The following is a 21,242-nucleotide window of genomic DNA, read 5'->3' as shown; positions in this document are numbered from 1 at the left end:
TTCACGGGAAACGGAAGATCTTCACGTCTCCCTTCTGCATCGGAAGGATGTACGGGGCGTTCCCTGCTGCGGGCTTGCCGTCGAGGGCGTCCTCCAGCTCGGTGCGGCCCGGCGGGAGCGTGACGCGGATCTCGCCGTCCCGCGAGGCGCTCAGGACGAGGAGCGGCCCATTGGCGTACACGACGCAATCGGAGTCCGTGTAGAGGTGAACGCCGGCCTTTCGAGCCGCCAGCCGGATCAACTCCGAAGTCATCCCCGGGGCGCCGACGAACAGCGAGAAGCCCGGAGCCTGGCCGTTCCGGAGAGCGACCGCCGCCGAACCGTCCGGATATCTGGTGAGGACCTCGTCGGGAGTCGCGTCGACGGCGGCGAACGTCGGCCGGATCTGGACCTTGGGACCGATCGGCTGAGACAGCCCCTGGAGACGGCCGGCCTGAGTTGGCTCGCCATGAGCCTGGGCAGCCAGTGAGGGCTCCAGCTTGAAGCCCGTCAGCTCCTGCATCGACGCGGGAGACGGAGAATCGCCGTCGAACCAGCCCGGGGCGTAGCACCACACGACCCCCCTGTTCTGCGTCGCCTTTCTGAGTCCGGAGCGTTGCTCCTGATTGAGGCTCCACGCATTGAGGATCACGTACAACTTCGCGTCCACCTTGCCGGCGATCACGTCGTCGAGGAGATATTGACCAAATGGCGCTCCCGCCAGGCTGAGCGCGCGGCGAGCCTCGTAGATCCCGGGCCGGCTTACGGCCACCCCAGCCGGAGCGAGGCGCTTCATGCTCTCCTCGTCGATCACGGCGGCGATCTCGGGCCTGTAGGCGGACGGCTTATCGATCATGAGACGGTCGACGGCTTCGAGCCGACGCATCTGGTCCCAGAGCCGGCGGTCGTTGAACCAGCCGGTCGCACCCAGGTCCATCCACCAGGTCGCGAAGTTCCGCACGGCCTCCTGGCCGACGTTGCGGGTCAGCATCTTGACCGTGTCTTCATAGGTGTCGGCGCCCGCCTGCGCGCCGGGGAACGTGCTACCCTTCGCCAGGTAGGTTCGGGTGTCGTCCTCGTTGAGCCAGAGCTTCCCCGCCAGCGCGACGCTCTCCGCCGCGGTCATCGATGGGGCCGATTCCCCCAGGCCACGATCGAAGTACGAGATCGGCGAACAGAGAACGTCCACGTCGGGCGAGTCCAGCAGTCGCCGCAGCGCGTAGTGGCCGGACGTCGCCGGGCCGTTCCCGACTGGGCCGAACTCGAAAACGTAGCCGTAGAAGAAGACGACGAGCTTCCGCCCGGCCGACGCTTGCCGAACGGCCTTCGCGAAGGTCTGCACGGCGTCGGCCATTCCTTCTTGCTGGAAGTCGGCCCAGTCAAGCAGCGGCTTCTCGGTCTTCGGGTCGCGGAAGACACCATGGGGCGACGCGTGACGCTCCCTGGGCGTCGGGACCGCAGCGGTCTCCAGCGCGACGCGGGGATCGCTCCAAGCCTTGCGGAGGTCGGCGTCCGTCTTGTAGCGAACGGCGAGCCAGGCACGCCAGGCGGCGAGATCGGCCGGGGCGTAGCCGTTGAGGGGGCGGCCCCAGGTTTCGTGATAGAACCATTCCCCGGTGTTTTGACCGGTCGGATGATAGCCGGCGATGTGGTCGCCGAACTTCGCTTCCAGGTGTTCGACGAGGAGGCGGAGCCGTTGAGCGGCGTCCTCGCGGAATCGCGGCGAGGCGGGTACCGCGTCGAGCCTCTTGCCGTCCTCCCACTGCATCGCCTCGCCGGGGTGCTGGGCCGACCACCAGGCGGGGGCATACACGCCGATCCTCGGGAGCAGCAGCGCCTTGGGGTTCACGCGGAGCACCTGCTCGCAGGCCGAGTCCACGGCGGAGAAATCGGCCTCCTTGCCGGGTTCGGGCCAGGGGAAGCCGATCGGGAAGCTGACGAAGTCCACCCCCGCGTCGGCGGCCAGCTTGATCTCGGTCTCATAAGGGCCGGGAGGGCCGCCGAGGTAGACGAACGACGAGCCGGGGCGATAGAAGGCGATCGTCAGGTCGCGGTCGACGCTGGACCGCAGCCAGATCGTGGCCTCATATCGACGGCCTTTCAACAGCTTCAGCCGGGTTTGGTGATAGACGTGGAAGTCGGGAGGCTCGCTTCCCCTGGGCGGATCCTGGATCGTGATCCGCATCCCGGCTGAGCCCCCCTTCCCCACGCCCGGCTGGATTTCGGCGGCGCCCGTCGTGTTCTTCGCGCCGGTCGGCCAGTAGGTCCAGTCCTTCGCGAACGAGGACGGCCCAGCCTCGAAGTCGCGCAGCGGGATCACCTCGCGGCCGTCGGTCAGGTCGACGACCCGGAGATCGTCCAGGTCGACCGTCCCGGCCTGCGGGCCGCATCGGATGTGCATCGTGCCGTTGTCGGCCGATTCGGCGGCGACGAACTCGAAGCGGACGACCTTCCCCTCGGGACCGACCCGGAGCGGCGACGAGCCCGGGATGCCGAAGAACATCCGCCCGCGCACGGGCTTGCCGTCCACCACCAGCAGCGGGACGCCGTCGCGGACCTCCACGCGGACCGTCAGTGCGAGCGCCGTGGACGACAGGCACGCCGCCAGGAGCGTCGAGACGAGGAAGGATCGCTGCATGGGGAGGGCTCCGGGGAGGGATGCGGGCGGAAGCCTCATCCTACCCCGGCGGTTGCCCCGACCCAAGGCGCCTGCGGCCGCCATCAGCCCGTGAGGGCCTCCAGCATGCTCTCCGGCGCGGCGGCGTATTCGAGGGGCTCCATGGTGTAACTGGCCCGCCCCTGCGAGAGGCTGCGGACGGCCGTCGAGTAGCCGAACATCTCCTTCAGCGGGGCCCGCGCGTCGATGACCATCAGCTTGCCACGGGTCGAGGTCCGCTCGATGAGCGCCCGTCGGCTGGCGAGGTCGGCCGTGATGTTCCCCAGGTAGTCCTCGGGGGTGACGACCTCCAACCGCATGATGGGTTCCAGTAGGACCGGCCCGGCCTCCTCGATGGCGTTGCGGAGGGCGTCGGACGCGGCGAAGCGGAAGGCCATGTCGTTGGAGTCGACGTCGTGGGCGTCGCCGTCGACGAGCGTCACCTTCAGGTCGACGAGCGGGTAGCCCGTCTTGCCGCCCGACTTGGCTTCCTCGCGGAGTCCGGCTTCAATGGCCGGGATGAACTCGCCGGGGATCACACCCCCCTTCATCTTGTTCTGGAAGTGCATCACCGGCGCGCCTTTGGCCTGGACCTCGGGCTCCACGTCGATCTTGATCTTGGCGTACAGCCCGGTGCCGCCGGTCTGGCGGATGCACGTCCCCTCAATCCGTTTGACGGCCTTCTTGATCGTCTCGCGGTAGCTGACGCGCGGGCGGCCGACGTGGACCTTCAGCTTGAAGTCGCGCGTCATCCGGTTCTTGAGGATCTCCAGGTGCAGCTCGCCCATGCCGGAGATGAGCGTCTGGCCGGTCTCCTCGTTGACCTTGAACGTGAACGTCGGGTCCTCACGGGCCAGCGCGTTGAGCGTGTCGGAGAGCTTCCCCTTGTCGGCCGAGCTGACGGGCTCGATCGACATGCTGATGACCGTCTCGGGGAACTCGATCCGCTCCAGGAGGATCGTGTGCGTGGCGTCGCAGAGGGTGTCGCCGGTGACGCACTTCTTGAGGCCCACGACGCCGACGATGTCGCCGGCGATCGCCTCGGTGATCTGCTCGCGGTCGTCGGCGCGGATGTGGTAGAGCCGCGAGCAGTTCTCCTTCTCCTCACGACCCGGGTTGAAGACGCGGCTCCCCGCCTTCAGGACGCCCGAGTAGACCCGCACGAACGAGAGGTCGCCGTGGGCGTCGTTGGTGATCTTGAAGACGAGGCCGCAGAATGGCTCGTCGGGATCCGGTTTGCGGGAGAGTTCCGTTCCCTTTTTGGGGTGAATGCCGACCACCGGGGGCTTGTCCAGCGGGCTCGGCAGGTAGTACGAGACGGCGTCCAGAAGCTGCTGTACGCCGACGTACTTGAAGCTGGACCCGCACAACACCGGCTGAGCGCCGCCCGTCAGCGTGGCGCGTCGGAGGGCCTGGTGGATCATCTCGACGGTTAGTTCACCGCCGTCAAGATGGGCCATGTACTGTTCGGCGAAGGTCTCGTCGAACTCGGAGAGCGAGTTGAGCATCGTCTCACGCCAGGCTTCGGCGTCGAGCTTCAGGTCTTCGGGGATCTCCTGGACGGTGAACGTGGAGCCCAGGTCGGCCGTTTCGAAGAACAGGGCCTTCATCTGGATCAGGTCGATGAGCCCCTGGAAGGCGCCCATCGAGCCCTCGGGCCCGGCGCCGATCGGGATCTGAAGCGGGATCGGATGGCTGTCGAGCCGATCCTTGATCTCCTCGTAGACGCGCTCGAACTCGGCGCCGATCCGGTCCATCTTGTTGATGAAGCAGATTCGGGGCACGTGATACTTGCCCGCCTGGCGCCAGACGGTCTCACTCTGGGCCTCGACGCCCTCGACGCCCGAGAAGATCACGACGGCCCCGTCGAGCACGCGGAGCGAACGCTCGACCTCAGCCGTGAAGTCCACGTGGCCGGGGGTGTCGATGATGTTGATGGTCGTCGGTTGACCGTCGGCGTCTTTCCAGTGGCAGGTGATCGCGGCGGCGACGATGGTGATCCCGCGCTCGCGTTCTTCCTCCAGGTAGTCGGTCGTCGTATTTCCCTTGTCGACGTCGCCCATCCGGTGGATCTCGCCCGTGTAGTAGAGGATCCGCTCGGTGGTTGTCGTCTTGCCGGCGTCGATGTGGGCGATGATCCCGATGTTCCGGATCCGGCGTAGATTGGTCGTCGCGTCGTCGCTGGCCATGGTCGTCTGTTCCGTCCGCGCTCGGTGAGTGGGCGCGACCCGCTGGGCCGCGGCGTGGATCTCCAGCTTAACGCCTGACGGCCGAGGAATCAGCGCGAGTCGCCCCGAGGACCGCCAGCCGGCCGGGTCTGATAGGTCCGGAGGTACTCCGAGTAAGCCGTGTCCAACGGCCGCGACGCCTTCGGGTCGGCGAAGGGATAGTCGGGCATCCCTTTCCACGGAAGCGGCCCCACGTCGTCGCTGCCGGCCGTGAACGGGTCGGCGTCCTTGCAGTAGCCGACGCTCCGCAGGACGTAACTCCGCCGCCAGCCTTCCGGGAGCGCGGGGAGGCCGTCGGCTGTGAACTCGACGCGAGCCTCGTCGCCGGGGCCGACCACGCAGAGCCGATCGTCGTCGGCTCGCAGCAGATCGGCGACGTCGCCGAACCGCGTCAGCGTTCCGGACATCCGAGCCAGCGGAGCCGGGTCGACGTGGGCGTAATCGTACAGCAATGGCAGGCGGCCGTCGGGCGAGACCTCGCGAGTGTATCCCCGAGCCCCAAGGATAGCTCTGGCGACCGGGAGCCGAGTCGTCCGCAGGGCCTTCTCGGCGTCGGCGTCACGGACGGCGATGAAAGCCTGGTCGTAGTAGCACTCCATATTTGTCCGGATCCGCAGCACGCAGCGCGGGCCTGTGAGCTTCCCGGTCAGGTCGAGCGTCGTCATCCTCGGCAGCCCGGCGGGATAGCCGGCGTGGGGCTCGATGACGTGCCAGGAACCGTCCTCGCCGAGCCGCTCGATCGTCGGCGGCGTCAGCACGACGCCGGCCGTCGCGGCGGCGTAGTTGGTCTGGGAGTATGGATACTCGACCCAGCCCGCCAGGCAGAGCGACAGTCGGTCGTGGGGGCCGTAGCCGGCGAGGCGGTCGCCGAAGTCCAGGACGATCCCGTGTTCCTCCGCGTAGCCCGTCCAGCCGGCGAGTCTGGCGAAGCCGTCGACGGTTTTGCGGTCCCAGGCCTTGAGGGTTTCGGTCTGGTCGACGCCTTTCAGGTCCGTGGCGCGGACGGGCTCGACGGCCGTCCGCCAGGCACGAAGCTCGCCCGTCGGCCGTGGGCCTGTCGGGGCGAACCGTTCGTCGAGGGCCACCGAGACGCCCGGCGGTCGGTCGACGACCTCCAGCGTGAGGTGGTCCAGGTACGCGACCTCGTCCATCGGCTCGGTGATCGAGAGCCGGATGACGCCGTGCTCGGCCTTCAGTTGATCCTCGCCGATGGCCACGGCCTCATCTCGATCCGGCTGGCCGTAGACCCCAGGAGCGACGAGATACCCCAGGCCGCCGCCCCCCAGGAAGTCGCCCAGGCAAACGAACCGCTCACCGTTCCACGTGAAAAGTACCGGGCAGCTCCCGGTCTTGCGGTTCCGCTCGGCCAGCTCCACCTTCTGGTCGGCGGCCACGTTCAGCTCGGCCTGCATCACGCCGTCCGGCCAGCGGACGTGGACGACGTCAGCCGCCGAGTTCCCCTTGAGCCCGATCACCACCGGCCCTGGAGCCGAACCGAGCGCGGCCGACGGCGTGGTGTGGTCGTAGACTGCGTCGATCCCTCGGGCCTGAACCACGACCCGGGCCCCGATCCCGTGCGGGTTCGTCCGCATCAACTCCGGTTGGACCCGCCAGCGGCCGGAGAGGTCCAGGGCTAGCCAACGTGCGCCGCCGTCACCGCGGCGAGACCAGACGGGGGCCGCGCCAGGCGTGGTCGTGAGAACGTCCGGAAGGGCGTCGCCGTCGAGGTCGACGAGGGCCAGCCCCTCGGCGAGCAGATCCTCGCCCATCGGGATCGAGGTCGTCCGCGCCGCGTTTGGGTTTCGGATCCAGGGGGCCGGCGGCCGGGAGTAGGTCGGAGGGGGGCGACCGGCGGGGTTCGCAAGGGCCTGTCCGAACCCCTCCGGCGTCACGCCTTGTCCCCGCGCATCGAGGCCCAGCAGGTCGAACCAGCCGTCGAGATCGAGGTCGGCGGCGATGAGCGAGCGATGGACGGTGGCGAGCGGCAGGCGAGGGTAGACGGCGACAATCGGAGCGGGTGTCTCCTCGAATGCCAGCGAGAGCGTCCGGGCGTCGGCTCGTGGGGTGACGTTGCGCCAGATCCGAGGCGGACCGTCGGCGGTCGGGCCAGCCAGGTCGGGGCGGCCGTCGTTGTCGACGTCGAAGGTCAGCAGCGACGACAGGCGGATGCTCGAATCAACGCCCTGGAGGGGCGACGCTCGGAACCTTCCGAGCCGCTCGTTGAGAACCGCCGAGAGCGGGCCGTCGTCGGACGCGAGGATCAGGTCCAGATCGCGGTCCCCGTCGAAGTCGGCGAAGGCCAGCCCGGTATGGCGGGCGATCCCGCCGAGCAGGTCGTCCTGGCCCGTCCAGGGGACAAGGGCCAACGAGAGGCCGGCGGTTGTCTGGACGTTGTCGGCGGTGGCCAGCGGCGTCCAGGAGGGCTCGGGCTTGCCGGCGATCGCCGGCGGCTTGCCGTCGTTGCGATACGCTGAGTTGGGGACGCCAGGAGGAGGGGTCTTGTCGTCGTCGGCAAAGGCGTCGCCGGCGCGGTCGGCCGTTGTGTAGTTGACGACGTATAGGTCCAGGTCGCCGTCCTGGTCGAGATCCAGCCAGCGGGCCGTCAGCGAAAGAGCCGCGGGGGCAGGGGGCTTCAACATCGAGGTGAGGTCCTCGAAGGTCTTGCCGTCCTTGTTCCGCAGGAGGCGATCGCCCAGGCCGGTCAGGTACAGGTCGATGCGGCGGTCGGCGTCGAAGTCGGCTGCGGCGGCGCCCGTGCTGGCGCGGTCCTCGGGGAGACCGAAGGCGGCCGAGGCGTCCTCGAACCGGCCTTCGCCCTTGTTCAGGAGCAGGGCGTCCCGAGGGCCTTTCGGTCCGACGACCGCCGAAGCGAGGAACAGGTCGGTCCGGCCGTCGCCGTCGGCGTCGAACGGGACGACGGCCGCGCCGAAGCGGCGGCGGACGCGGTCGATTACGGCCCTGTCGCCGGTGAAGTCATCGGGCTTCACCCAACGGGCGCCCTCGGGCAAGGTCACGTTGAGCGGTCTCGGGAGGTCGAATTGCGGCGAGGTCGTCTCGCTCATCATGCCCTTCGGCTCGACGCGGCCGATGGTCGACAGGCCCGGCGGATTGACGATCGAGCCGTATCGGCCCATCTCGCCGTAGGAGGTCTCGACGACGTTCCCAACGCCGGGGACGGGGCCGGGGCGGTCGGGGTCGAGTTGCTTCCAGCGTTCGAGGATCTCGCGCTGCTTGTCAGGTTGGCCGGCCATCCGGTAGGCGAAGGCCAGGGGGTAGAGGGCCGAGGCCAGGTGTGGGTCGATGGCCAGGGCCTTGTTCAGCAGCTCGATTTTCCGCGGGGCTTCGGCCGGGCCGGTGGGACGCGAGGGATCCTCGGCGTTCGTCAGGGTGTTGGCCGCCCAGAGCCAGGACGCGGCGTCGAGCGGGTCGATCTCCGTCGCCTTGAGGAAGAGCGGGTGGGCCTCGGCCGCCTGGCCTTGCTGAGCCAGGATGATCCCTTTGCAGAAGAGGGCCCGGGGGTCGTCGGGCTTCGTCTTGAGGACCTCGTCCAGCAGGCCGAGAGCCTCGTCGAAATTGGACTGCGGTTTCTCGCCGCCCTTCGATTGCTCAGCCTGCGCGCCGCTGTCGTTCAAGAGGGCGATCGCCAGGTTCACCGCGCCAGGCGTCCAGCCGGGGGCGAGACGGCGGACCTCGCGGAAGTCCTCGGCCGCCTTTCGGTACTCGTACTGCTCCATGAGGCCGAGACCGCGGAGGTGCGCGGTGGCGACGGCGTCGAGTTTCTCCGCGGGAATTTCGTCCTTGAGTGGGGCCGCCACGGCCGGCGGCGGCGCGACGGGTGGGGGCGACTCGCGGCCGCAGCCGGAGATTCCAAGGAGGCCGGCCAGGAGGAGAAGTCGCGTGATACGCGATGGCAGGCGCATGGTGCAGTCTCGGGAGAGCAGGGCGGCGGATGACTCAGGGGGTTGCTCGTCGATGCCCCGATTCGAGACCCAACTTGGTCCCCTCTCTCCCTCGGGAGAGGGTGCCGCGTAGCGGCGGGTGAGGGTCATCGGATCTCGGAATGCGTTTCGGAGGCAGGCGATCGCGGACTCATGGCTAGGCTTACCAATCCGACGACCCTCACCCGGCCCTTCGGGCCACCCTCTCCCGGGGGGACAGGGGACTTGGAGTCGGTGATCGCTTTATAGACAACCTAGCCACAGGGTTATGTACGAATGGCAGGCGAGGCAACTCTCGCAACGAACCGGGGCAGCGACTTCCCCTTGGGCGGCGATTTGGGGATTTCCGTCGGCTCCTCGCCGCTTCCGCCGCAACCGAGGGACGCCAGGGACAGGCACACCGAAACGACCAACAACCAGCGACGCATTCGACGATCCTCGAGGCTCAATCTCGGCCCGGAGGACGGTGGATGGGCCGCGAATAGAGGCCAGTATAGGCCTCGGTCCGAAGCTGCGAAAGCATGTGATGGCCGCGCCGGCGTTCGCGCTCGGCGCGGAGAGCGGCGATGTCGACGGGACCGACGACGATCTTTTCGCCCGGTCCCGGGTCGGCCTGAGCCAGGATCCGGCCGTCGAAGTCGACGATCATGCTCCCGCCCGGCCAGGAGAACGGCGGGTAGTTCGCCAGCGACGCCCCCTGATTGGCCGCCACGACGTAGGCCAGGTTCTCCACGGCGCGGGCCCGGTTGAACAGCGTCCACCAGTCCATGGGAGGTGTCGCGCCCCAGGGGTCCATGTAGGCGGAGACGCGGATGAGCACCTCCGCGCCGGCCAGGGCGAGCGCCCGGATGGCCTCGGGAAAAAGCCAGTCGTAGCAGATCGCAGCGCCCAGTCGGCCGATCTCGGTTTCGACGACAGGGAAGAGCGGCTCGTCGTAGCCGGGCAGGTCGTGGGGACTGGCGTGGATTTCCCACGGCAGCCAGGGGTTCACCTTCCGGTAACGGCTCAACAACCCATCGGGGCCGATCAGGCACGTCGTGTTGAAGACGGAGCCCGGCCAGCGTGGGTCGACTTCCAGGAACGTCCCCGTCTGGATGAAGACGTTCCGCTCGCGGGCCTTGGCGATGTAGCGGTCGGTGTGTTCGTTGGGGATCGGCAGGGCGAGCTTGTCGCGAAGCTCGTCGGCCGTCTCGTAGATCGGTGCGGCGTGGGCGAACTCGGGGAAGACTACCAGGCGGACGTCGAAGAACGGAGCGTAGCCGACGACCGCGTGATCGATCATCGCGAGCAGCCGGTCGACTCGACCGGGGATCTCGGATCGCGAGCGCGGGCAGGGAAGGTCGGTCTGACAGGCGGCTGCGTAGTAGCGCTGGGTCACGGGATGGTCAGGGGGCCGGAGGCTGGAAAGGATCGACCCCCGGTGCGGGCGAGGGCGGCGGCGGGATCTTTCGCTCCTTGCGGAGCCGGGCGGCGTCGAGGAAAGCCGCGAGGGCGATATCCGGTTTGCGTCGTGGTTCGTCGAGCCGGAGGAAGACGTCGGCCGCCTTGCTCTCGCGCCGTGAGAGAAACAACTGGGCGCCCAGGACGAGCCAGGCGTCGCGGTCTTCCGGGTGCTGGTGCAGGTGGGCCTCCAGTTTGGCCAGATGCCGAGCGAACTCGGCCGGCTCGGTGTAGAGCGCCTGCACGTCGCTCGCGGTCGTGATCCATCCGGGCTCCGCAGTCTCGGCCTCTCGGAGCAATGAGGCGGCCAGCGGATATTGTTCGCGGACGACCGCGATCTGCATCAGCCGAATCCGGGGCGCGGCGACGTAGGGATTCAGGTGGAGCGCCTGCTCCAACCGCTCCTCGGCCCGTTTGAAGTTGCCGGTGCGGAAGAGACGCTCACCGAACGTGACGAGGGTCTCGGCTCGCTCAGCGTCGGCCTTGGAAACTCGAATCACCCGTTTCGGCGTGGAGACAGGACGGATGAAGCCTGGAGGCGGTGCCGCGATCCTGGGGCCGTACGACATCGGCAGTTCGCCGTACGGGCGAGGGACGATCAACTGGCCGTTCGGGCCATGCAGCGTGGAGACGAGGCCGTTGGGGGTGGCCTCGGTAATCACATAAGGACGATACCAACTCCAGCCGGATGAGACGGCGGCTGGAATCTGGGTGGGATCGCCGCCCGTCGAACCTTCGCTCCCTTTGCCGCTCGACGCCCCGGCTCCTGAGCCGCCGGCCGTCGCCTGACCGAACGTCGCGGGGGGAAGAATGGAAGCGGCTGCCACGCAAGTTAATACGCCGGCCAGCAGAATCCTCGTGGTCATGGCGTCGGGACTCCATGTCGACCGCGCAGCATCAAGACGGGCTTCTAGTCCTAATTATCGCGGGGGGAGTCCTGGAAGGGAACAGCGTTTCGACGCGGGATTCAGCGACGACGATGGGGTTGGCCTGAGCGGCGGTCGAGAACGAAGACGGACGGGTCGGCCCCGACGGACTCATTTCCCCGGCCGAGGTGCTGCTCCGGATCGAGTGTGAGATCGGAGGGTTCCAGGCGTCCGGGGCGAGGACGACTCTGAAGCCTGACGCTCGTCGAAGCGCTGCCGGGGTGGGGGCCGGCGACGTCGTCGACGTTGCAATCGCCCCAGAGATCGGCCCACTGGGCGGCGACGTCCCGGATGCGGTTCGGCGGTGGGGCCTCGCCGGCCGCCGCGAATGCGGCGAGTTCGATCGCGTCGTAGCGCTGGCGCCAGAAGAATTGACCCTGGGCGAACGCCTCGGCGTCGGCTCGGCAGAGGACGCTTTCTCGGGACGAACGCTCGGGCGAGAGGTCGACGTAGGCCGTATGCGTGCTGGTGACGAGCCAGGGCCGGTCGGGCCCCGGAGCCTCGCCGGGCCAATCGACGACTCGAACGGCCGTCCGAGCGGTCGCGATCGTGGAATGGTAGATGGTCAAATCGGCGTCGAAACGAGCGCGAGCCACCGGGGCCGGTTCGAGCGTGAAGACGTCCCCTCGCGCTCCGATCGCGCTCCTTGAGACCGCCACGATCCCCCGGCCGACCGCGGCTCGGACGGCGTCTCCGGTCGTGATCAGGACGCACTCGGAAATCACGCAGGCCGGACGGTCGCCAGCCCCGACGATGGGGGAGTGAGGAGCCGGCGGGCGAGGGCGGGTCGTCCTCGCCCGGAAATCGACGAGTCGCGGCGGCGGCTGATCGAGCGCCTGGGGCGCCGTGATCTCGCAACGACGGAGGGCCAGCGATCCGTCGTCCACCCGGATCAGCGATTCGAGCGACGTCGGTCGGTCGATGCGGAAGCGACCGCCGAGGATCGATAGCGTGCCGCCTTCCATCGAGATGAGCGCGTCGGGCGTCGCCGAGGCGTCCGGGACGAAGACGAGCGGAGGGTGATCAGGAGGCGCGGGCTCGACGACGATCTCCACCGTCGAGCCCGCCGCCAACCGGACGGGCGTGAACGGGTGAGGGCCGGAGCCGGTCACGCGCACCCGCAGTCGTCCCTCCGGTTTGCCGACGCGGGCGCGCAGGAAGGCACCCAGATCCCCGCCACCGGTTCCAGCCGCCTCGGCGTCGAAGGTCAGCTCGACGGTTCCCCGCGGCGCGGGCTCGGCAAGCGGCGCGATCGTCGCCTCGGGTGGAGGGGCGAACCCGTAGAGGACGCGCTCGCGACTCTTCGGCCGGGGAACGGGGAGGCGCTTGATCAGCTCGTCCCATCCGGGGGAATACGGTGCGACGATCGTGGGCGCAAGCTCGGCGATCGATTCGGAGGCCGGCCATTCCACGATCAGAGATTGCGAATCCTCCTCCGCGCTCCACGTGGAACCAAACGCGGCCAGCGTTCCGACCTGGATCTTGCGCTCCGGTCCTGTCGAGAAGTACCCGACCCATCCCGCGTACATGTTCTTCGCGCCGAGCCAGTCGAGCTGACGGTCGAGGGAAGCCGAGGCGGAATCGGCGACGGTCAAGCTCGCGACGCCCGACCCTGCGATGCGGGCGAAAAGCGTATCATAGGCCCGGACGATCAACCGCTGCGCGTCCGGATCGCTCTTCGGTCCGCCGGCCAGATCGATGAGCGGTCCCCGGCCCCCCAGCGCCGACCCCAGCGTGTAGAAACGGTGCTTCGCCTGCGGAGACGCATCGGGCGTCCGCACGATCGACCCGTCAGACGCCAGGAACGATCGCACCACGGCGACCTCGACGGCCCCCCGGCCGAGGTCGAACAGGGGAGAGACGTCGCCCTGAATGACGCTGTCCTCGATCCGCACCCGCGAAGACCGCCCCGCCGCGTCGTCGGCCCTGACGAACGCGAACGGCGTGCGCGAGGGATTGAAGATCGTGACCGTGCAGTTCCGTAGCGTCAGATTGAAGCCCGATCCGTGGAAGAGGGCCTTCTGGTGCGTCGACAGGTCGCGGACGTTGACCATCAGGTCAAGCGAGTCCAGGATCAGGGTCCGACCATCGAGAGCGAAGACGCCAGGTTGGTTTCGGACCAGGTCGATCCGAGGCGACCCAATTCGGACCGCCGCGCGATAGCCGGGACGCGAACGGACCAGCCGCGTCTCCCCGGGGATCCGGAGGTCGTCGAGCATGAACGGCCCGACGTCCGCCAGTTCAACGACCCCCTTGGTGACGTCGAGTCCTTGCCGGAGCGAGGCGATCGCCCCGGGCTCCTCCGTCCCGGAGACGCGGCGGATGATCGTCCGCGGGCCTGGTATCTCGGACGGGACAGGCTCCTGAGCCCATGCCGGCAGGTAAGCCGAGCGAACGCCGGCGGAGTAAACCTTCGGGGCGATGCTCTCAGCCGGCGGGTCGACGGGTTCCTCCCACGCCGGTTTAGCGACGGGGGGCGGGGCGGTCGCGGGCTGCGGGCGCTGGGCGATCGGCGGGCTTGACTCGACGACCGGCTGGGGAGGCGTCCCTCCACGTTCCACGACCGCCTTATTGCGCGAGGGTTCCGTGGAGTGAGGGGGAATCACGTCGGGCAACGGGCGAAAAATCAGATCGAGGCCGATCACCGAGGCGACGACCGCCGCGCCGATCAGCACGCATCGCAGGATCCAGACGTCGTCGGAAACCGTGGAGCCGATCTCGGCCGTCCGCCTCGGCGGCGTCCGGGGCGTTGGGGCCAGTGTCGGAGTCGGGCGTTTGGGGATCGAGTCGACCGATGGCTCGGCTTCGTGCAGGAACCCCGGCGCCAGCGACGACAGCGAAATCTCCGGCAGCGATTGCGAATCCGGCACCGGCGGCTGTGGGGAGGCGATTCGCGGAGCAGGGCGAGGAGCGGGAGGCGCATCGTCGATCGGCACCAGGGAGACGCTCGACTCGTTTCCCAGCCAGGAACTCAGGGCGCTCAGCAACTCGCTGTAACTGGCGAAGCGATCCGCGGGATGTTTCGCCATCATCCGGACGAGGAGCGTCCCCAACGCGGGGGGGAGGTCCGGCCGGACGGCCAGGACGTCGGGCGGGGGATTCCGCGCGTGCTTCGTCAGCTTCTCGGTGATGTCGCCGCCCGGGTAAGGGGGCAGACCCGTCAGCAGGTAGTGCAGGGTGCAGCCAAGCGAGTAGATGTCGCTCTGGAGGCTGGTGGCCCGGCTGTCCCGCGCCTGTTCGGGGGACATGTAGTCGACCGTGCCGACGGTGGTCCCCTCGCGGGTGACGCGTTCGTCGTCTTCCTCGGGGCGGACGGCCAGTCCAAGGTCGGCGATCTTCACCTCGCCCTGCGGCGTGCGGAGGATGTTCGACGGCTTGACGTCGCGGTGAATCACTCCCCGCGAGGCGGCGTATTCCAGTCCTCGCGCCACCTGGGCGATCAGACCGGCGGCCTCCACGGCGGGCAGGGGGCCCTGGTGCTGAACGTATTCGTGAAGATCGCCCCCCTGGACGTATTCCAGTACCAGGTAGTACCGCCCGTCGTCGCTCCCCCGGTCGAAGATCTGGACGATGTTCGGGTGCTGCAACGATTCGACGCTGCGGGCTTCGGCGACGAACCGCTTGAGGATCGTCGGGTTCCGGGCCATCGCCGTCGGGAGAACCTTCAGCGCGACTTCGTGTCCAGTCTCGACGTGGACCGCGTAGAAGACGGAGCTCATGCCTCCCGATCCTAGCGGGTGCAGAACTCCGTAACTCCCGATCTGGAAACGGAAGGGCCCGAGTCTGGACGGCTCGACGTCGGCCATGGCTCCTCGCAGTGTGGGCGATCTCCGGTCGGCCTCGCGCCGATCCTCCTCCGAACCTAATACGTCCGAACTCGGAGCATCTCCCATTCGTTCTCCAGAATCAGGGAGTTTGAATGCGTGCAGCGAATCGGGCGAAGGGCTCGACGGCGGACGAACCGGAAGAGCTCGGCTTCCCTCTTCTAAAATAGTATGCGGGGAAGGGCGGGATGGGACAGGGGGCTTCCGCCGGCCGGTTGACAGCAGGGGGGACGGAGACGAGAATCGGTCCCCAGCAAGGCGCTCGTAGCTCAGGTGGATAGAGCGGCGGTTTCCTAAACCGCAGGCCGCAGGTTCGAATCCTGCCGGGCGCATCCCACTCGCCGCCGTTGACGGCGGGCCGACCGTTTCAGCCGTCGAGGGCTCGCCCGTCACATCATTCACGCGCCCGTAGCTCAGGTGGATAGAGCAACGGTTTTCTAAACCGTCGGTCGCAGGTTCGAGTCCTGCCGGGCGTATTTCGTGCGCGTCGTTTTCTCGAAGGCTCATCCAGACGGTACGACTTCTCGGCTCCACGTCGTACAATTTGGATGGACCCTGGGACGTCGCGGCGCCCAGTCTCCGAGTGCGAAACGCCGGCCGGCCTGGTGCGTCGCGCCCCGGCCCTGGCCCCTGGGATGCCCTCGATGCCTACTCCCGAAGAACGGCTGACCGAGATCCAGACCAACTGGACGACCATCAGCAGCGCCCATGGCGCGGGCCCCAAGAGCCAGCAGGCCATGGGCGAACTCGTGGGCCGATATCACGACGCCCTCACACGGTACATCCACCTGAAGGTCCGCGACCGCCACCTGGCCGACGAGGTCCTCCAGGAATTCTGGACCAAGCTCCTCACCGGCAAGCTCGCCGGAGCCGACAAGTCCAAGGGACGATTCCGCGACTATCTGCGGACCGTTCTGCACCGCCTCATCATCGACCACTTCCGCACTCGCAGGCTCCAGTCCCTTCCGCCCGGCGACCTTCTGGACGCCTCTCAACCTGACGAGGACTTCGACCGCGTCTGGCGAGAGGCCGTGCTGAACCGGGTCTGGTCGCGGCTGGAAACCTACCAGGCCACCACTCCCAAGAACCGTTACGCCACCGTTTTGCAGCTTCGCCGCGACAACCCGAAGGCCTCGATCGACGACATCGCCGAGCGGCTCGCCGAGATCGTGGGCGCTCCGGTCACGCCGGAAGCCTTTCGCAAGAACCTCCAGCGCGCCCGCGCCAAATTCATCGAGCTGCTGGTCCTCGAACTCAAAGAGACCATCCATCCCACCGACAACGCCGACGTGGAAGCCGAGATCAACGACCTCGGCCTGGGGCGCCTCTACCGCCGATACACGTCCGGCGCAGACGCATAAAGGCTAGATCGGGGAAGGGCTTGGGCGAACGAATAAGCTAAGAATCGCCGCCTTCGCGGGATTGCACGGCTTTTCCTTTCGTGATGAAAATTCCCTCGTACCCTTGACCACCCATCTTCCGCATGTACAGTTGTTGCAAGGAGGGACCATGCTTCGTCTTAGCGCGAGGAGGTCTTCTCTCGGCGTTCTGGTCCTGACATCGGATGGTTCGCGCACCGCGCGATAGGCACCAGAGAGGAGCGGCGATGCTGGTTCTCTCCCGTAAGAAGAACGAGACCATCATCATCAACGATCGGATCACCGTGACGGTGATCGAGATCCGCGGCGACAAGGTAAGGCTGGGAATCGACGCTCCCAAGGACGTCGCGGTCCACCGTCGCGAGGTCTACGAGGCGATCCAGCAGAGTCAAGCCCGGTCGGAAGACCAGGGCTCCCGGACGACCACCCCCTGACCGACCGAACCGGCTCAGCCGTTCGCTGATCAGGCCCCTTTGACTCGCAGCTTCACCAGTTTCACGAACTCGCGCATCCAGGGCGCATCGTCGTTCCATGCGCGGGCCGTGACGAGGTTGTCGTCGACGACCACCTCGCGATCGACGAATTCCCCTCGCGCCGCCCGGACGTCCGGAGCGCATTGGGGATAGCACGTAAGGATCCTGCCTTCCAGCGTCCCCGCGGCCGCAAGGATCAACGGGGCGTGGCAGATGGCCGCCAGCGGCTTGCCCACTTCCAAAAAGTGGCGGGCGATCTGCAACACCCGGGGGATGTTCCGGAGATACTCCGGACACCGCCCGCCGGGGAGGATCAGCCCATCGTAGGCTTCCGCCTTGACGTCGTCGATCGCGAGATCGGCGTCGAGGCGGTAGCCTCGTTTTTCCGTGTACGTGTCGAACCCCGGCTCGAAATCGTGCACCACCGTCTGAATCGTGCGCTTCTCGGGGGCGGCGAGATGGACCGTCCAGCCTTCTTCCTCAAGTCGGTACTTGGGGTAGAAGACCTCAAGGGCCTCGGCGGCGTCGCCGGCGATCATCAGAAAACTGGGCATGAAGGGTGAGCTCCGGACCAGTCGATTCCGGCGACAGGTTACTGCGACGGCCATCCGGGTGCAATCCTGTCCTGACCTTCTTTCACAATCGCTGCAAACGCCATTCCCGACGCACTGGCTTTACTGAGCGATTTGAGCGACCTCTGCGCGGTGTGAATCGTCGCGGACGAAGGCGTAGCAGTCCTGGTTGCTGTCCCAGGCCATCTCGGCGAAATGCACGGTCCGCAGCCCTCCCACCGTGGCGATCTGGGAGAAAACCCAGGCGGGGCTGGAGACGGATGAGCCGTAATACTCGTAGTCGAGGTGTTGATACATCTCGAATCCAAAACCATGCCTTTGATAGCCGGCGAGGAGCCTGGCATGGCTTCCGATTTTTTTATACTCGGCGAGTTCTCGGCGATACTTGGCTAGTCCCGCCGCCGTGAAAACGAGCACCCCGCCGGGCCGGAGGAACGTCCGGAAGGCGTCCAGGAACTCGATCCAGAGTCCGGAATCGAGGTGGGTGAACAGCGAGCCGACCCAGATGAGGTCGAAGGCCTCGCGATCCACGGGGATCTTGTGCGGGTCGTCCTCGGAGTAGACAGGCACTGCGCCGAACGTCGAGGCGCAGAAGTCCACGCCCTCTCGCAGGATGTCGCAGGCTGTGATTTCCGCCTCGGGGAATGCGGCGCGAAGATATCTCAAGACTCGGCCATGCCCGCACGGCAGGTCCAGGATTCGCTTTACGTCGGAAGGCTTTGTCGCCGCTCCTCGGAGAGCGAGGTCGATGCAAGCCAGCGCGGATCGACCCACGCCGAAGTAGTGGTCCGGGCTCGTGAACATCTCGTCCCTCGGATGAACCGCTCGAACCACCGCGGCTTCAACGACGTCCTGATCCACGAGATGCTCCTGAAAGAACGAACGACACGCCACAAGGCATCCTGCCCGACGAGTCCGGCGTCCTATTTACACCCGGAGGGCAGGGGGGGCAAGCCTCACTTCCAACGCGCCCCGGCGTCAGCTCCCTCCAGGCGTTGAGTCACGAGCCGCAAGAAACGCCGCCGCGGATGTCGACCCGCCCGCGCGTGGACTTCTGAATCGATGCGATTCGCTCCCCCCGCCGGAGCGAGGCGGGGCGACGTATCCTTAATGCAACAAGGACTTGCACCAGCGCCGACGATGCTCGATAACAGTTCGGCCGAAGAAGTTACCTTGCGATGCAATAAAATTCATTAAGTTCGCCTGTTCCGTCCCGTGGCGGCGACCGGAGTTTCATCACCTATGTCGTCAGCTCCCCCGAGCCGGCAGGGGGCCAGGCTATGGCCCACCTTGCTCGCCGCGGCCGCCCTCGCGGCAGCCGTGGACCTCGCGATCTTCCTGCTCGTCCCGCCCCAATTCGAAGCCCGCTCGATCGTGGAAGTCCGTACGCGACGCCCGATTCTATTCGCCGACGCGAACGAACCCCTCGCGTATCCCGAGGCGCTGGTGCAACGTATCATCGAGACGGCGATCAACTCGATCACGGTCGACTCGGTCCTCAACGAGGCTGTCGCTGATCCCAGCGTCGTCAACCTGCCATCGATCAAGGCTTCGGCCTGGCCCGTGGCTCTCATCCGCGACCGCCTCAAGGTCTACCAGATTCCGCGCACGGAACTGGTCGTCGTCTCGTTCAAATCGCATGATCCTGTTGAGGCCGCCGCCGTCGTGAACGCGGTGACAAGAACATATCTCGACATGACGCGAAATCGTTCGTCGGCCGGCGATGAGCAATACATGAAGAGTCTCAAGTCATACTTAGACTCAGTTCAAAAGGAGATACAACGTCTCAAGGCGGAATCCTCAGAGAGCGACGCTGAAATGGATGCTGTGTTCAATCGCTTGCTCGCCGAGCGATTGTTCCCGATCATGCTCGAGCAGGCCGAGACCGACGACGTCGCGAAGAAGGCGGAATTGGAGGAGAAGATCAAGAGACTGCGGGGCTTGGCGCGCAAGGGCGCCGACGCCTGGAAGCTCCTCGACTGGAAATCCCGATATGAGTCGCTCCGCCGCGATTACGAGCACATCAGCCGGAAGCTCCAGAACCTCGAGTTCGCCAATCGCGATGCGATCCGAGTCGAATTGAGACAGGAGGCCGCCATCCCCAAGGCGCCGACCGACGATCCGCGATGGCTCTCCATGGCGCTGGCGACGACGGTGATATTGCTCCTCGGTCTGGCGATCGGCCTCCGCCTGGACCTCGCTCGACCTGCGGCCGCGAGAGAATCCGTGGAAGAGGTGTGACGAGCCTCATTCAGCGGCGGGCAGGAGGCGTCCCTGATGGATCCCCCCATCGTGTTCCGGACTGCGCTCACGACCTGCCGGCATTCATGATGACCCCGCCGATCACCATGAATGTGAAGCCGAAGAACGGCACGGTCGGCGCTGCGCCCGTCCGGTTGCCCACCACGAAGAACAACCCCATCAGGGAGATCATCGCCCCCACGGCGACGAGGATCATCCTGCCGCCGTTCGTCGAACCATTCCCGACGATGATGTTCACAGGCTCTTCCCTGGGCACCTGGCGGAGCACTTCCTCGACCGCCTGAGGCTTGAACCCACGATTCGCCAGGCGGATCGCGATCGTCTCTCGAGACACCCCATTGTTCCGCATGTTCTTGGCCAGGGTGACCGCGTCCCTGATACGATCCGCGTCGGTTCCATCCTCCAGGGCGCTCATGGTTTGACTCCAGCGACTGACGGTGAGCTTCCGCGCCTTCGATTTCCCTCGGCAGATGGACGGCCAGAGGTGCACGCAGTCTACAACGAAACCGGATTAAAACGTCTATTGTAAACCAGTTTGAATTCGGTGAGCGGCCACGATCGAAACGCCTGAGCGAAGCGGATCACGGCCCGGCAGCGTTCCCATCCCAGTCGTGCGCCGTGCCATGGGATGATGGATCAAGGGGCCGCCGCGTGGTTCAGGTTGCCACTGAGTACGCGCCTGGTAGGTCGTTTCGGGCGACAGAGCCGATAGCCTTTTGTGTCGGACCGGCCAAACGTTGCATTTTCGAGCCTGACCATCGGCAGGCCTCGCTCTGAGCGCTGCCCGCTCGGATAGCGCTCGGCGCCGGCGGAGGAGACAGGGCACTCGATCCCAGAGCGAGCGGCTCGGCTCGTTAGCTCGACTCGGCGGCCGGGCGCATCTCCTCAATCACTCGGCAGGCAAGGCCGCTCGTGGGGAGAGGGGCCCATTTCCTCCTGCCATTGACATCGGCCGCGTCTCTGGGTCGAGAACAGGGGATCACCCAGTTTGAGGCTAAATTAAGCGGTGCTGCGCGGGTTTTCGTAGTGTAAAATGGCGGAGAATCATATCCAGCCCCTCTCGTATCAGGATCGACCGCCATGAGCCGGATCAATCGCATGTCGTCCGCTCCAACCGTCGCCCTGTTCGATCCCGCGAACCTGGCCCGACCGAGCACCGGGGAGCAGCGGTGGAACACCCGCCGGCGTGTACACCCTCCGCATCCGCCTCGGCACCGATGCCGTCGCCCTGGCATGCCGCCTCCGGTCAAGGACTGGGAGGAGCGCTGGATTCTCGGGCTGTATGGGATTCTCTACCCTGTCGAGATGTACCTCGGTCGGACCAGGCCGGAGTGGCAGGCGTATTACAACATCGAGGCTGACATGTGGGTGGGGTTCCGAATGGGTGACCTCGGCCGGACCCCTTCGCGTAAGTTTCGCGTAAGACGAAAGCCGACGTCCGCAATCACGTCGCCCTTCACTTCAATTCAATTCGCCCCTCCCTGGCCAGTCTCGGCAGCGGCGAGCCGACTGGCCAGGGGGGGGCGACGGTTCGCTCGGCGAGGCGACCAGAGGCGGCACATTCC

Annotated in this window: 12 protein-coding genes and 2 tRNA genes; 5 read left to right on the top strand and 9 right to left on the bottom strand. The window is 66.7% G+C overall.

The window, feature by feature from the left end; genetic code table 11:
• Position 1 precedes the first annotated feature (1 nt).
• The 6 genes from G5C50_RS07390 to G5C50_RS07365 form a co-directional block, all read right to left on the bottom strand.
• The gene (locus G5C50_RS07390) at positions 2–2,617 is read right to left on the bottom strand and encodes a beta-galactosidase (RefSeq protein WP_165067147.1); all 2,616 of its coding nucleotides are present in this window, start codon (positions 2,615–2,617) and stop codon (positions 2–4) included.
• An 83-nt stretch (positions 2,618–2,700) separates the two neighbouring features.
• Complete coding sequence (fusA, locus tag G5C50_RS07385; RefSeq protein ID WP_165067144.1) at positions 2,701–4,824, bottom strand: elongation factor G; 2,124 nt, start codon at positions 4,822–4,824, stop codon at positions 2,701–2,703.
• An 89-nt stretch (positions 4,825–4,913) separates the two neighbouring features.
• Positions 4,914–8,783 (bottom strand): FG-GAP-like repeat-containing protein, encoded by a 3,870-nt coding sequence (locus tag G5C50_RS07380; protein WP_165067140.1) that lies wholly within the window; start codon positions 8,781–8,783, stop codon positions 4,914–4,916.
• Positions 8,784–9,246: 463 nt separating this feature from the next.
• Positions 9,247–10,179: a nitrilase-related carbon-nitrogen hydrolase gene (locus G5C50_RS07375; protein WP_165067138.1), complete on the bottom strand. Its 933-nt coding sequence runs from the start codon at positions 10,177–10,179 to the stop codon at positions 9,247–9,249.
• Positions 10,180–10,186: 7 nt separating this feature from the next.
• On the bottom strand, positions 10,187–11,107 hold the full coding sequence (locus G5C50_RS07370) for a tetratricopeptide repeat protein (protein WP_206107610.1): 921 nt from the start codon (positions 11,105–11,107) through the stop codon (positions 10,187–10,189).
• 101 nt (positions 11,108–11,208) lie between these two features.
• A complete protein-coding gene (locus tag G5C50_RS07365; protein ID WP_255487480.1) occupies positions 11,209–14,973 on the bottom strand; it encodes a serine/threonine-protein kinase in 3,765 nt (1,254 codons plus the stop codon).
• A 276-nt stretch (positions 14,974–15,249) separates the two neighbouring features.
• Here G5C50_RS07365 and G5C50_RS07360 point away from each other — a divergent pair.
• The 4 genes from G5C50_RS07360 to csrA all read left to right on the top strand — a co-directional run bounded on the left by G5C50_RS07360 (position 15,250) and on the right by csrA (position 16,804).
• Positions 15,250–15,323, top strand: a tRNA-Arg gene (locus G5C50_RS07360).
• 70 nt (positions 15,324–15,393) lie between these two features.
• Positions 15,394–15,467, top strand: a tRNA-Arg gene (locus G5C50_RS07355).
• Positions 15,468–15,635: 168 nt separating this feature from the next.
• On the top strand, positions 15,636–16,352 hold the full coding sequence (locus G5C50_RS07350; protein ID WP_240907001.1) for an RNA polymerase sigma factor: 717 nt from the start codon (positions 15,636–15,638) through the stop codon (positions 16,350–16,352).
• 245 nt (positions 16,353–16,597) lie between these two features.
• The gene (csrA, locus tag G5C50_RS07345) at positions 16,598–16,804 is read left to right on the top strand and encodes a carbon storage regulator CsrA (protein ID WP_165067130.1); all 207 of its coding nucleotides are present in this window, start codon (positions 16,598–16,600) and stop codon (positions 16,802–16,804) included.
• Between the two features lie 29 nt (positions 16,805–16,833).
• Here csrA and G5C50_RS07340 read toward each other — a convergent pair whose 3' ends face one another.
• Both G5C50_RS07340 and G5C50_RS07335 read right to left on the bottom strand, forming a co-directional pair.
• Positions 16,834–17,397, bottom strand: coding sequence for a DJ-1/PfpI family protein (locus G5C50_RS07340; RefSeq protein ID WP_165067127.1), 564 nt, complete (start codon positions 17,395–17,397; stop codon positions 16,834–16,836).
• 120 nt (positions 17,398–17,517) lie between these two features.
• Positions 17,518–18,276, bottom strand: a complete 759-nt coding sequence (locus G5C50_RS07335; protein ID WP_165067124.1) for a class I SAM-dependent methyltransferase — start codon at positions 18,274–18,276, stop codon at positions 17,518–17,520.
• A gap of 381 nt (positions 18,277–18,657) precedes the next feature.
• Between G5C50_RS07335 and G5C50_RS07330 the strand changes: the two genes are divergently transcribed.
• Positions 18,658–19,656 carry a GumC domain-containing protein gene (locus G5C50_RS07330; protein WP_165067121.1) on the top strand — a complete coding sequence of 333 codons (999 nt, stop codon included), beginning with the start codon at positions 18,658–18,660 and terminating at the stop codon, positions 19,654–19,656.
• A 67-nt stretch (positions 19,657–19,723) separates the two neighbouring features.
• Here G5C50_RS07330 and G5C50_RS07325 read toward each other — a convergent pair whose 3' ends face one another.
• Positions 19,724–20,092, bottom strand: coding sequence for a hypothetical protein (locus tag G5C50_RS07325; RefSeq protein ID WP_165067118.1), 369 nt, complete (start codon positions 20,090–20,092; stop codon positions 19,724–19,726).
• Positions 20,093–21,242 lie beyond the last annotated feature (1,150 nt).

This window comes from Paludisphaera rhizosphaerae (assembly GCF_011065895.1).
GTDB lineage: Bacteria > Planctomycetota > Planctomycetia > Isosphaerales > Isosphaeraceae > Paludisphaera > Paludisphaera rhizosphaerae.
This window is presented reverse-complemented; position numbering and strand designations above follow the sequence as displayed.